The 13139-nt window shown below is 44.2% G+C and carries 14 protein-coding genes; 12 read left to right on the top strand and 2 right to left on the bottom strand.

All coding sequences use genetic code 11. The features are described 5' to 3' along the window. The first annotated feature begins 300 nt into the window (after window positions 1–300). Window positions 301–1293, top strand: a complete 993-nt coding sequence (locus tag ACFQPF_RS11630) for an NAD(P)-dependent alcohol dehydrogenase (protein ID WP_379749802.1) — start codon at window positions 301–303, stop codon at window positions 1291–1293. Window positions 1294–1852: 559 nt separating this feature from the next. Here the strand turns inward: ACFQPF_RS11630 and ACFQPF_RS11625 are convergent. Then, window positions 1853–3139 carry a glutamate-1-semialdehyde 2,1-aminomutase gene (locus tag ACFQPF_RS11625; RefSeq protein ID WP_379749800.1) on the bottom strand — a complete coding sequence of 429 codons (1287 nt, stop codon included), beginning with the start codon at window positions 3137–3139 and terminating at the stop codon, window positions 1853–1855. A 142-nt stretch (window positions 3140–3281) separates the two neighbouring features. Here ACFQPF_RS11625 and ACFQPF_RS11620 point away from each other — a divergent pair, with 142 nt between their 5' ends. From ACFQPF_RS11620 to ACFQPF_RS11575, 10 genes are all read left to right on the top strand, one after another. Then, a complete protein-coding gene (locus ACFQPF_RS11620) occupies window positions 3282–4298 on the top strand; it encodes an ABC transporter ATP-binding protein (RefSeq protein ID WP_379749797.1) in 1017 nt (338 codons plus the stop codon). After that, window positions 4291–5082: an ABC transporter permease gene (locus ACFQPF_RS11615; RefSeq protein ID WP_379749795.1), complete on the top strand. Its 792-nt coding sequence runs from the start codon at window positions 4291–4293 to the stop codon at window positions 5080–5082. The genes ACFQPF_RS11620 and ACFQPF_RS11615 overlap by 8 nt, the downstream gene beginning before the upstream one ends. A gap of 3 nt (window positions 5083–5085) precedes the next feature. After that, entirely contained in the window at window positions 5086–5871 is a 786-nt protein-coding gene (locus ACFQPF_RS11610) for an ABC transporter permease (protein ID WP_379749793.1), read from the top strand. A 146-nt stretch (window positions 5872–6017) separates the two neighbouring features. After that, on the top strand, window positions 6018–6440 hold the full coding sequence (locus ACFQPF_RS11605) for an ion channel (RefSeq protein ID WP_379749791.1): 423 nt from the start codon (window positions 6018–6020) through the stop codon (window positions 6438–6440). Between the two features lie 69 nt (window positions 6441–6509). After that, window positions 6510–6977, top strand: a complete 468-nt coding sequence (bcp, locus tag ACFQPF_RS11600; protein WP_379749804.1) for a thioredoxin-dependent thiol peroxidase — start codon at window positions 6510–6512, stop codon at window positions 6975–6977. Between the two features lie 183 nt (window positions 6978–7160). After that, the gene (locus ACFQPF_RS11595) at window positions 7161–8273 is read left to right on the top strand and encodes an aminopeptidase (protein ID WP_379749789.1); all 1113 of its coding nucleotides are present in this window, start codon (window positions 7161–7163) and stop codon (window positions 8271–8273) included. A gap of 214 nt (window positions 8274–8487) precedes the next feature. Then, window positions 8488–9441: a D-2-hydroxyacid dehydrogenase gene (locus ACFQPF_RS11590; protein WP_379749787.1), complete on the top strand. Its 954-nt coding sequence runs from the start codon at window positions 8488–8490 to the stop codon at window positions 9439–9441. A 3-nt stretch (window positions 9442–9444) separates the two neighbouring features. Further along, on the top strand, window positions 9445–9993 hold the full coding sequence (locus tag ACFQPF_RS11585) for a cob(I)yrinic acid a,c-diamide adenosyltransferase (RefSeq protein ID WP_379749785.1): 549 nt from the start codon (window positions 9445–9447) through the stop codon (window positions 9991–9993). Window positions 9994–10104: 111 nt separating this feature from the next. Continuing rightward, window positions 10105–10536, top strand: coding sequence for a peroxide-responsive transcriptional repressor PerR (perR, locus tag ACFQPF_RS11580; protein ID WP_379749783.1), 432 nt, complete (start codon window positions 10105–10107; stop codon window positions 10534–10536). A gap of 292 nt (window positions 10537–10828) precedes the next feature. After that, window positions 10829–11356, top strand: coding sequence for a hypothetical protein (locus ACFQPF_RS11575; protein ID WP_379749781.1), 528 nt, complete (start codon window positions 10829–10831; stop codon window positions 11354–11356). Between the two features lie 147 nt (window positions 11357–11503). On the opposite strand, the gene ACFQPF_RS11570 is transcribed toward ACFQPF_RS11575, so the two are convergent. Continuing rightward, the gene (locus ACFQPF_RS11570) at window positions 11504–11863 is read right to left on the bottom strand and encodes a YgzB family protein (RefSeq protein ID WP_379749779.1); all 360 of its coding nucleotides are present in this window, start codon (window positions 11861–11863) and stop codon (window positions 11504–11506) included. A 122-nt stretch (window positions 11864–11985) separates the two neighbouring features. Here ACFQPF_RS11570 and ACFQPF_RS11565 point away from each other — a divergent pair, with 122 nt between their 5' ends. Beyond that, window positions 11986–12852 (top strand): nucleotidyltransferase-like protein, encoded by an 867-nt coding sequence (locus ACFQPF_RS11565; RefSeq protein ID WP_379749777.1) that lies wholly within the window; start codon window positions 11986–11988, stop codon window positions 12850–12852. Window positions 12853–13139: the final 287 nt, after the last annotated feature.

Here is a 13139-nt window from a genome sequence, read left to right as displayed (position 1 = left end):
GTAGCTTAGCTTTCTTATTGGCTTTTTAGGATATTTTAAGGATTACCTTTCAAAAAGATCCGTATACAAAAGAGCTATGGATTTAATTATTTTCACAGAAAAAAAGGTATAGAAGCAGAGTGTTTCTCCTAAGAAATCACACTGCTCTTTTAACGGTTTCAGGAAAATGTTTGATTCTTGAATGCTAACGTCTTTAACTAACGGTGTAGTATCGTGATAAAACAGTTATCGGACTATTGGTCTAATTTATTCCTAATATTCGTATTATATTGAGGAATAAGACAAATTTGAGGTGGATAAATGAGAGCCATTGTGTACACAAGGTACGGTCCCCCCGATGTTCTTGAACTAAAACAGATAGAAAAGCCTATTCCTAAAGACAATGAAATCTTAGTTAAAGTAAAAGCCACAACCGTAACAGTAGCAGATATTAGGTCACGGAGTTTTACAGTTCCTCCTGCTTTTTTGCTGCCTGCACGTATAACACTTGGTTTGAAACGACCCAAAAAAGAAATATTAGGAATGGAGTTAGCCGGAGAAGTAGAGTTGGTTGGAAAAAATGTAAAAAAGTTTAAGCGAGGGGACCGAGTTTTTGCTGCATCCTTGGCTGGATTTGGTGCTTATGCCGAATATAAGTGCTTGGAGGAAGATGGACCAATAGCTATCAAACCTTCCAATATAACTTATGGAGAAGCTGCTGCCATTCCTATTGGAGCTCGAACAGCATTATATTTTCTTAGGAAAGCAGGAATAAAGAGCGGTCAATCGGTTTTAGTGTATGGTGCTTCAGGAAGTGTAGGCAGTTATGCAGTTCAGATTGCCAAATATCTCGGAGCAAATGTAACAGGGGTATGTAGTACCGCGAATTTAGAGCTAGTAAAGTCTCTTGGAGCTGACAAAGTAATTGATTATACAGTAGAGGATTTTTCTAATACAGACGAATCATATGATGTCATCTTTGAAGCAGTAAACAAGAGTTCCTTTTCAGCTTGTATGAAATTGCTAAAGAACAACGGTACCTATATAAATGTTACAGAACCGCTTCCAAGTGTTCAAATGCTATGGACTAAGTTGACCAGTAACAAGAAATTATTATTGAGCCGAAATTCTCCTGAAACTTCAGAAGCATTAAACTTCCTTAAAGAGCTTGTTGAAATGGGGAAAATAAAAGTGGTCATCGACAGATATTATTCCTTTGATGAAATTGTGGAAGCTCATAGATATGTAGAGAAAGGACACAAGAGGGGAAATGTTGTCATAGATGTTGAACATAAAGACAATCCTAAAAAATAGAAGAACTAAATACCTTCCCAAGTTAGATTAATAGTGTAAATCACCAAATTTCACTCCAACTACCAGGCTCTTTAAGTTTAAAAACCAGTGACAAGTGAAATTAAACTTGTCGCTTTTTTTAATGCAATACTATCTCTAAAACTTCTTCACCAAAATACATTACCATTGCCGAAATACATACAAGTTAGCAAATACCATAATTTAAATTACGGTTAGTGTTCACAATATGGTTTTTTATACGCGCTATTTGTATCCAAGAAGGGGAAGAAACCTTGTTACATCAAATAAAAAAAGCAGTGCAATTTCTCATGTGAAATGCACTGCTTTTATAGATGTTTTATAGTTGCGGGTACTCCAAAAGAGAACGGCTTACTGTAATAGTCTGTCTTCCATTTAGTCTATACGTCACTCTTTGAGAGAGCAGAGAAGTTGTTGATCTCCATTACAGGCGCGCGCTTTCCGTGGGTGGGCTCTTCCAGACACGACAAGCAAAAGGACAAGAGTATAAATGAAAATGTTATAACTAACATACTCTCATTAGAGCATTATTTTAGATGGTTTAGAGCTTGCTGAAAGCCCGTCCCGCGGCTTCTATCGTTTTGATGACGTCTTCTTCTGTATGTTCAGTCGTTAAGAACATCGCTTCATATTTAGATGGTGCGAGGTTGATGCCTTCTTCAAGCATTGCCATAAAATAGCGACCGAAAATTTCACCGTCTGTATTTTCAGCCTGTTCGTAGTTGACTACTTTTTCGTTTGTAAAATAGAGCGTAAGCGCGCCCTTTAGCCGGTTAGTCGTTACCGTCACGCTGTGTTTTTCTGCTTGCGCCAAAAGACCTTCTTCAAGAATGGCGCCGAGTCTGTCCATCTCTTCGTAAACGCCAACTTGCTGCAGCACTTCCAAACACGCGATTCCGGCAGAGATAGAAGCAGGGTTACCAGCCATCGTTCCAGCCTGGTACGCAGGTCCGAGCGGGGCCACTTTTTCCATGATTTCAGCTCGGCCGCCATAAGCACCAATCGGTAGGCCTCCGCCGATAATCTTGCCAAGCGCCGTCATGTCCGGCTTCACACCAAGGTAATCCTGCGCTCCGCCGTACATAAAGCGGAAGGCGGTGATCACTTCATCATAAATCACGAGCGCGCCGTGTGCATGGGTGATCTCGTTTACGGCTTCCAAGTATCCTTCTGCAGGCTCGACAATGCCGAAGTTGCCGACGATCGGCTCGACTAGAACAGCCGCGATCTGGTCGCCCCATTTTTCCATTGCATTGCGGTACGCCTCAATATTGTTAAACGGTACAGTGATGACCTCCTGCGCGATGCTCTTTGGCACACCGGCAGAGTCGGGAGTTCCTAGTGTTGACGGGCCGGAACCAGCCGCAACAAGAACAAGGTCTGAATGTCCATGGTAGCATCCGGCAAATTTAATGATTTTGTCACGGCCTGTATAGGCGCGTGCGACGCGGATTGTAGTCATGACCGCTTCTGTGCCAGAGTTGACGAATCGAACCTTGTCCATCGCAGGCATCGCGTCTTTCAGCATTTTGGCAAACTGTACTTCAAGTGATGTTGGTGTACCATATAACAGACCGTTTTCAGCCGCTTCTGTAATCGCTTTGGTGATATGAGGGTGGGCGTGACCTGTGATGATCGGTCCGTACGCAGCAAGGTAATCAATGTACTGGTTGCCGTCCTCATCCCAAAAATAAGCGCCTTTTGCGCGTTTCATGAATGTCGGTGCGCCGCCGCCAACTGCTTTATAGGAGCGGGACGGGCTGTTCACGCCGCCGACGATATGTTTCAGCGCTTCATCATAAAGCACTGCTGATTTCTCACGGTTCATGTTTTTTGTCCTCCTCTAAACATTTTTCACGTCCCATTGTAGCATGAATCACAGAGTAACTGCTTTTAGAGGGAGCCTGGCGTTTGAGTTTATCATGCGGGATAGGATAAACTATGGTGTGGAATTAATGGAGGGATCATAAGTGGAACCGATTATTGATGTACAAAATTTGCGCAAAGAATTTAAATCGCATTCTAGCCGCTCTGGACTAAAAGGGGCGTTCCGCGATTTGTTCACTCGTAACTATACGCTGAAAACAGCGGTGAACGATATTGGATTTTCGATTCAAAAAGGCGAGATGGTCGGTTATATCGGCGAGAACGGTGCCGGAAAATCAACGACGATCAAGATGCTGACGGGAATCCTTACGCCAACGTCCGGCACTGTCCGTGTCAACGGCATGAATCCTCATAAAGAGAGGGAAAGGTTTGTCCGTTCAATCGGCGTTGTGTTCGGACAGCGCTCACAGCTATGGTGGGATATCGCGGTGCAGGAATCGTTCCGGCTGCTGAAAAAAGTGTATAACGTGCCGGACGAGTTTTACGAGTCTCATATGAAGGATGTTATCGACACGCTCGATATCCGGCATCTGCTCGATCAGCCAGTGCGAAAGCTTTCACTCGGACAGCGGATGCGGTGTGAGCTGGCGGCAGCACTGATTCATAACCCGCCTCTGCTCTTTTTAGATGAGCCGACGATTGGACTCGACGTGCTGGTGAAGCTGAAAATCCGCGATTTTTTAAAACGGATCAATGAAAAATATGGCACGACCATCTTGCTGACAACGCACGATCTTTCGGACATTGAAGCATTGTGCGAGAGGGTCATCATGCTAGATGAAGGTAAAATCATCTATGACGGAGCGCTCAGAGAACTGCGGGAAAACTGGGGCGAAGGCAAGCAGATTCAGTTTACCTTCAGTGAAGGTGCTGATCTTCATGAGCTGCAGCAGCTGACAGATGGCACACTCGTTGTATGGGAGCAAGGCGAAAACGAAGCGATCTGGCTGGCTGGCGTGGATAATAACGAGAACATGATTTCAGAAGTGATCGGAAAAGTGGCGGCAGCCAAGAAGATTATAGATATGAAGGTTGTAGAGATCACGACAGAAGAAATCATCCGCAACATTTATGAAGAAGGTGCGGTCCGTCATGGGTAAGTATATGGAGATGATCCGGATCCGCTTCCTCATGATGCTGGCATACCGGACGAATTATTACAGCGGAATTTTGATTTACAGTATTAATATCGGGGCGTATTACTTTTTATGGAGCGCGATCTATGGCGGCAAAGAGTCGGTGCAAGGATTGTCGATCACGCAGATGACCACGTATATCGCAGTTGCCTGGATGGCGCGCGCTTTTTATTTTAATAACATTGACCGAGAGATCGCCCTTGAGATCAAGGACGGAAAAGTGGCGATTGAGATGATCCGGCCGTATCACTATCTTTATATGAAAATGATGCAAGGGCTGGGTGAGGGTATTTTCCGCCTGCTGTTCTTCTCGGTGCCTGGCATGGTGATCGTTGCACTGGCGTTTCCGGTTGATCTGACAGCAGGTGCGGACACGTGGGGATATTTCTTTTTGTCACTTGTGTTTAGTTTCATCATTAATACACAGATCAACCTGCTTGCTGGAATTGCGACGTTCTTCTTATTTAACAATGACGGGCTGATCCGTGCGAAGCGAGTGATCATTGATTTGTTTTCCGGCCTTATTCTGCCGATCAGCTTTTATCCAGGCTGGGCACAGGAAATCATGAGCTACTTGCCGTTTCAAGGAATCAGCTACATTCCGAGCATGATTTTTACAGAAGGGTTTAAAGGAGAAGCGGTATTGGAAGCTCTTATGACCCAGGCAGCCTGGTCGCTTCTCTTGATCGTGCCGATCTATTTTATGTGGAGCTTGGCCAAGCGCCAGCTGATCGTGCAAGGAGGGTAAGCGATGTCGTATGTATCTATTTTTCTTCAATATGCAGCACAATATGTGAAAACACGGCTTTCTTACCGGGCGGACATGCTGGTCGAGATTGTTTCGGATTTTCTCTTCCAAGCTGTTAACCTTGTGTTTATTCTAGTCGTTTTCGGTCATACCAATCTGCTTGGAGGCTGGAGCCGTGACGAGATGATTTTCATTTATGGTTTCTTTCTTGTTCCGTTTGCCGTGTTTGGTGCGTTTTTTAACATCTGGGATTTCACCGACCGGTATATTGTGAAAGGCGAGATGGACCGCATTTTGACGCGGCCGATCCACAGTTTGTTTCAAATTGTGCTGGAACGTCTGGAACTAGAGTCTCTGTTTGGTGCCGTAACAGGCCTGATTGTCATGTTTTATGCAGGCAGCCGTCTTGGATTGGAACTGAATTGGTACGATCCGTTCGTGTTTATTATCCTCGTGCTAGGTGGGGTGCTCGTGTACGCAGGCATCTTCATCAGTCTCGCGAGCATTGGGTTCTGGTCAGACAGCCGCACGGACATTATGCCGATGATGTACAACATCGGGAACTACGGCCGCTATCCAGTGGACATTTACAATAAGGTGATCAAATATATTCTGACGTTTGTGCTGCCTTTTGCGTTTGTCGGCGTCTATCCGTCTTCGTATTTTCTCGGACGGACCGACTGGTACGGCTATGCGTTCATGACACCGGTCGTCGGGCTTGTGTTTTTCGGAATTGCCGTTCTGCTCTGGAACGTTGGCGTGACCAAATACCGCGGAGCGGGGAACTAATAAAAAAGATAACCGGGGTCCGGTACTCTTCAACGTAATTTTGCGCGGAGCGCGGAATGCTATGAAGCAGTACCGGACCCCGGTCTTTTCCGGCCTATCCGGTCTTTTTTTATACTTGTCTCATACCTTTTAATGAGGTGGTTACGGTGGGGCAGGCTGTGCTTTTCTTGATTGGTTGTTTAGCACTTTATATCATTTACAGCAGCATCGCGATGCTTTTCACACATCATGGATTAAAGGAACATTTAATGCCTGTCAGCTATGTTGCGATCTTAGTCATTATTTACGTAACGGTTATCGTTGGATTTGGCCTTATGTTTACCATTGCAGGACTTTTAGGGATAAATGTGTTAGAAGGAGGTACGGGATTCGAGCAAGATTCATTATGGATTGTTCTCACCGAGACCATCTATTTCAGCGCATCAACGCTCTTTTCACTGGGCTACGGTGATATTCTGCCAGTTGGCTTCGGACGTGTAATCGCGATCACCGAAGCGATGATCGGATATATTCTGCCGATCGCCTTCGTCCTCACCTCTGTCATTCAGCACAATACATCATCAGATTAGTTGTACTCTCCGCTGCTTTTGGCTACCCTTATTACTGTAAGAATGTTCATACGGAGGGAAGTTAAATTGATGGCATCGGTAGGTACAAAAGCACCAGACTTTGCATTGCCGGCAAGCGATGGAAGGAATGTATCGTTATCAGAGTATAAAGGAAAGAATATTGTTCTTTATTTTTACCCGAAGGATATGACCCCTGGATGCACGACACAGGCTTGTGATTTTAGAGACCTTCATGAAGATTTTAGCGGTTTAGACACGGTCGTGCTCGGTGTAAGCCCAGATCCAGTTTCACGTCATGAGAAATTCATTGAAAAGCATACTCTTCCGTTTTTGCTGTTAGCGGATGAAAACCAAGAAGCTGCTAAGCTGTACGACGTTTGGAAGCTTAAAAAGAACTTCGGTAAAGAATACATGGGAATCGAACGATCTACATTCATCATTGACAAAGAGGGCACACTCGCGAAAGAATATAGAAAAGTTAAAGTGAAAGACCACGTACAGGAAGTTAAAGCGTTTATTGCGGAACATCTTCAATAGGTGGCAAAAAGAATGTAAACAGTTGTTTAAAATGGAAAGAATCCAGTGATCGGAAACTGGATTCTTTTTTTGTGTGCCTATTTTCTTTTACTTGTATGGTTGAATCCATTAGGCGGTATGAGGAGCCACATGCTAAACTATAATTGTTGGAATTTTAAAACACATATAAAGGGGTTATACATAATGCGTGATGAACGAATCAACACACTTGCCAAAACACTTCTGAACCACTCCTTGCAAATGAAAGCTGGTCAGAAGGTGCTCATTAACGCGAGCATCGCTGCTAAACCGCTCGTTAAGGAACTTGTGAAAGAAACGTACGCACTTGGTGCTTATCCGTACGTGAACCTGATAGATGAAGAAGTGCAGCGCGAATTGATGATGGGCTTTAAAAGGGAACAGCTTGAAGCGCAGACAAAGTGGGATTTGTATCGTGTGAAGGATATTGACGCCTATATCGCCATCGTCGGCCAAGAGAATGACGCCGAATTAGCTGAAGTTCCGTCAGCGCAGCATCAGCTTAGAGGAGAGACGTTCAAGCCTTACCAGCGTGTGCTTGTAAGCGAAAGACAGTGGGTGCTGTTAAACTATCCGACGCGAGGATTTGCACAAAAAGCGAAAATGAGCTTTGAAAAGTTTACCGATTACCTGCTGGATGTATGCAACGTCGATTATAAAGCGATGGCTGAGGCACAGCAGCCTCTAAAGGAACTGATGGAAAAGACCGACAAGGTGCGCATCGTATCTCCAGGTACGGATCTGTCCTTCTCGATCAAAGGGATACCGGCTATCGCTTGTGCGGGAGAGAACAACATCCCAGATGGTGAAGTGTTCACGGCGCCTGTGAAAGACAGTGTAAACGGCAAAATCACGTATAACACACCATGCCCTTATCACGGTACAACGTTTAACAATGTGAGCCTCACATTTAAGGACGGAAAGATAGTGGAAGCGACAGCAGATAACGATGTAGATAAGCTGAACGCTATTTTTGATACAGACGAAGGATCACGATTTGTCGGGGAGTTTGCAATTGGCGTAAATCCGATGATTCAGCATCCGATGGGTGATATTTTGTTTGATGAAAAGATTTGCGGAAGCATCCACTTTACACCAGGAGAGGCTTATGAGGATGCCGACAACGGCAACAAGTCCGCTGTCCATTGGGATATGGTGCTGATTCAGCGTCCGGAGTATGGTGGCGGGGAGCTTTATTTTGACGATGTTCTCATTCGAAAGGACGGCTTGTTTGTCCTGCCTGAGCTCGAAGGCTTGAACCCGGATAATTTAAAGTGAAACTAGGCGTATGACCACACGCTGCGGATTTTTCCGCATAGACTGAGGTTAACCTACTCTTTTAATTTGGCGGGAAGCTTCTATCAGCTCCCGCCTTTTTTTATATTTCAAAAAACCAGTGAAGGAATTCGTCAGGCAAAGCGTCTGCTAAGTTTTCCTATTTTTTCTTTTGGTTTTTACGTGAACGTCATGAACAAAGGAGGATAACGTTTCGATGTATATCTTATCATCAGCCAGGCTGAGGACACCGATTAAAGAGAGTCTTGTGAGCACATTCCCTGAGATGACCTTCTTGTTCGCCAACCGTATGAATGAAGGCCAGCACCATCTGCATAAAGCGGATATTTTAATCACATACGGTGAAGATTTAACAGAAGAGCTTATTGAAAAAGCGGAGCGGCTGAAATGGATCATGGTCATTTCAGCAGGACTGGAAAAGATGCCGTTTCAGATTCTTAAAGATAAAAATATACTCGTGACAAACGCCCGCGGCATACATGCGATTCCGATGGCTGAATTCGCAATCAGCTGCCTGCTGCAAAGTGCGAAGCAAACCAAGAAACTGTATGGTCATGAAGAAGACAAAGTGTGGGACCGTACTGTTCCGATGACCGAGATCAGCGGTAAAACGATTGGCATACTTGGCGCAGGTGCGATCGGAACAGAGATTGCGAGGCTTTCCAAAGCGTTTAGCATGACAACGCTCGGCTTCAGCCGTTCTGGAACAAAAGGACCTCATTTCAATGAAGTGCACAGCAGACCGCAAGACCTTCCGACCGTATTTGAGCGATGCGACTTTATCGTGAACGTGCTGCCTTATACTCAAGAAACAGACAGGCTGATCGGAACATCCCTTTTTACCCGGATGAAACGTGAGGCAGTATTCATCAATATCGGCAGAGGCAGGACGGTTGTAGAGGATGAACTGACTCAGGCATTGCAACAGGAGCAGTTTGCTCATGCCTTCCTTGATGTGTTTGAAACAGAGCCGCTGTCGGAAACGAGTCCGCTTTGGGAAATGGAAAACGTGACAGTGACACCGCATCTGTCGAGCATTACGCCGCAATACCAAGAACGAGCGATTGCATTATTTGAAGAGAATTTGCGTCTATATGTGAAGGGAAACAAAGAACTGACGAACATCATTCCATTGGAGCGGGGGTATTAAAAGATGAAAATCTATACAAAAACAGGGGATAAAGGCCAAACCTCTCTCATTTACGGTGAAAGAGTAGCTAAGAACGATTTACGTGTTGAGGCTTATGGGACATGTGATGAAGCGAACAGCATGATTGGCCTTGGTGTCAGCACACTGCCGGAAAATGAGTGGACAATGTCATTGATTGCCGTACTGCAAAGAGTACAGACTGTTCTTTTTCATGTTGGCGCTGAGCTCGCCACACCGCATGGCAAAAAAGTTTCTTGGGTGCTAGAAGAGAAGGAAATCGCGTTTCTTGAAGAGACGATTGATCAATGGCAGTCTGACCTGAAGCCGCTGCAGCAGTTTATCCTGCCAGGAGGTGCTGCGCCTGCGAGTGCACTGCATACGGCAAGAACGATTGCAAGAAGAGCAGAACGAATTGCTGTCAGTGTGGAGAACGTGAATCCGCTCGTCCTTTCTTATTTAAACCGGCTGTCCGATTTTCTATTTGTTGCGGCAAGGTACGTGAATCATAAAATGGGAATCAACGAGCCTGTTCTTCACGAAGACAAGGAATAAAGAGCACACAGCACCGCCATTCTATTGACAAGGGCGGTTAACCGTTTTAAACTAATTATAACGATTATAAAGTAATAATTATTTCGCAGAGGAAAAGTGAGGTGCTTGGTGGTGTCAGAACATAAAATAAGTGAAGCGATTCACACATTAAAGCACGCCGGTGTCAGGATCACTCCTCAACGTCATGCGATACTTGAACATTTAATTCAATCAATGTCCCACCCTACTGCCGATGAAATCTATAAAGCGCTTGAAGGAAAATTTCCGAATATGAGCGTGGCTACCGTATACAACAATCTGCGTATGTTTAAGGAAGTTGGACTTGTTAAAGAACTAACCTATGGTGATGCATCCAGCCGATTCGACTGTATCACAACGGATCATTATCACGTGATCTGCGATGTTTGCGGAAAGATCGTCGATTTTACTTACCCCGGCTTGGATGAAGTGGAAAGCCTCGCCGAATCTGTTACCGGCTTTAAAATTGCACGCCACCGTATGGAAATATACGGTGTCTGCCCGGACTGCCAAACAAAGCATTAAGCCTTCTCCAACCATGGAGGGGCTTTTTTTACTTTAAGTAAGCATAGCTTTTTAAAAGGTAAGGAATTTCAACGTAGTTAGCAAGTTAACGAACATCGTATAGGTGCAACTAAAGCTGACTTTAAGGCTTGGCGTCAGCAGAGTTTTATTTAATTGTCGATATTTGTTGTGAGAAAAAATCCAAATCCTTGTTTCCTAACGAACCCGTCATTCGTCTAATGAGTAAATAAACCGCTGCTACATATCCGGAATGCTGACAGCGGCCATTCAAAAAAAGCGGAGGCATTCAATCATGAAAAAAGGGTTCTTGTTGTTTCTAAGTCTGGTCATGGCTATTTCAATCTGGGGTTCGTTTGGCGCAAACAAGGCAACGGCAGCTACAGCAGTTAGAGAGAAAATCTATCTGGAGAGGGCTCACAAGCTTCAGTGGAGTCTTTACAATGAAAGAGAGTTTACGAAGGCACGAATCTATGCGACCATGTCTAAGGGGTTCACAAAAGAATTTATTGATCAGTTTTTTCAATATTATTTTAAAAAAGCAGGTGTAAACGCTCAGGGCGAACAGCTATACTATAACCCGGCAGGTGACAACATGACTTACTCTGTTACCCGTTTCACTTGGAACAAGAAAGATTTATATGGAAAACAAAAATATCCTGCAGTCAACTATACCGTAATAGGTTCCCGATTATATGTTTCCGTATCGCAATATCAGTTCGACGCTATGATGGGAAATCACGTCTATACCGTGAAGATGGTGAAGAAAAAGAACAGCCGAGAACCGCTCCGAGTGTACGCGATCCAGCGCCAATACGAGTAAAATAGGAAAAGAGGATAATCCCATAAGCGGACTATCCTCTTTTTTGTGCCATATTTCATCTGTTCTATGCTGCGATACTTTGTTATCTTAATAAAACAGGTTTAAACAACGTACAAGGGTAAGGAAGTTCTGCTAAAGCTAGCTCAGTTATTTCTTTTTCTGATATTTCTTGGAATTGTATTTCTCGTCAAACTCCAGTCCTTCCAGATTCTTATCTAGCGTGAGAGGCTGGTTGCAGGACATGCAGGCATCAGCTCGTCCAAGAACCTTTGTTACGATGCCACAGCTCGGGCACACCACCTGCACCGCCTGAGTCGAAATCATCCCGATCCAAAAGTAAACGCCAGAGCTTCCGATCACAGCTAGAAAGCCGATGATCATAAAAAGAGACATGAGCAGGAAGCTGCTTTTAAAGAAAAGGCCTGCATACATAATAATGATACCGATAAATACCAAGCTTAAAGCAAACGTGCGGATTTTATTAATTTTACTCGTATATTTGATCATGCGTGTCCCTCCCATTTTCAATTAACAGTATATCATAGGGTGACGTTGTAAAAACAAAGAGGATTATGAAAAAGCGCGTTGAATGGTTTAGTGTTGCAATCTATATATGGGAGATGACTTCATTGGAAGATTTGTTACGACCGTTATACCAGGAAAGAGCAAGCAACGAAGGGACTTTAGGTGTACTGCTGATTGAAAAAACGAAGCCCTTTTTTCCGGCTACTGACAACCTGGACTGCGTATTGTTCATTATCGTTCAACAAGCAGACAAGCCTTGGAGCATTAAACATTATGAATTTAATGATAAAAAAGCGGCACTGCACATCGTGACAGAAGAACAGCTGAACAGCTGGCTGCTGCTCGGTTCGAACCGCCGGGCAGTGGAGTGGGTGCTAAACGGAAAAGTGCTTTTCAACCGCAATGAATATGTATCACGGTTGCGTGACAGACTGCATGAGTTTCCGATTCAAGAGCGTACGAAGAAAATCGGACTCGAATTCGCCAAGCTGCTCCGACGTTATTACGATGGAAAAGAACTCTCGCACTCCGGCCAGTATTTAGATGCGTTCAATAACATCATGCATGCTCTTCATCACATGGCCCGGCTTGCTGTCATAGAGCATGGGTTCTACCCGGAAGTAACGGTATGGAGCCAGGTCAAAATGATAGAACCAGAGATATTCAAATTATATGAGGAGCTTGTTACAGGAAATGAGACGCTTGATAAGCGAATCGAACTCCTGCTTCTCGCATCCGAATTTTCTCTGACCTCAAAAACAAAACTAGGGGCAAGCCACTTGCTCACAGTAATGGGCGAGAAAAGCGAATGGACGTATCAGGAGCTCATGGATCACGATGAAACATCGGCCTATGCCATTGATTTGACTGTGCTTCTGGAACATTTGATAGATAGAGGGTATGTAAAGACCGTCCGCAAAGAAACAAAGGGTAAGAATCTGTTCCATCGTTATTATTCTGTGCACAGCTAAAAAAGTTTAAAAAAGATGTTGACCTGTTTTCTTCATCTGTGATATATTATTTCTTGTCGCTGCGACACACCGACACAGCAAGCAACACGCTAAACGGTCAGCAGCAACAAAAAAGAAAAAACAGGTTGACATCATTCACACCAGATGCTATCCTAATAAAGTCGCCAAAACGAGCGGCAAACAAAAAGTTCTTTGAAAACTGAACAAAAGCATAGGTAAGGAATTAAATTAATTCCGTCAGTTTTAAACAAGCAAGAGACAGATTAAACACTTTATTGGAGAGTTTG

This window comes from Fictibacillus iocasae (assembly GCF_042665465.1).
Classification (GTDB): domain Bacteria; phylum Bacillota; class Bacilli; order Bacillales; family Fictibacillaceae; genus Fictibacillus; species Fictibacillus iocasae.
The sequence above is the reverse complement of the archived record's forward strand: the minus strand, read 5'-3'. Positions and strand labels throughout refer to the sequence as shown.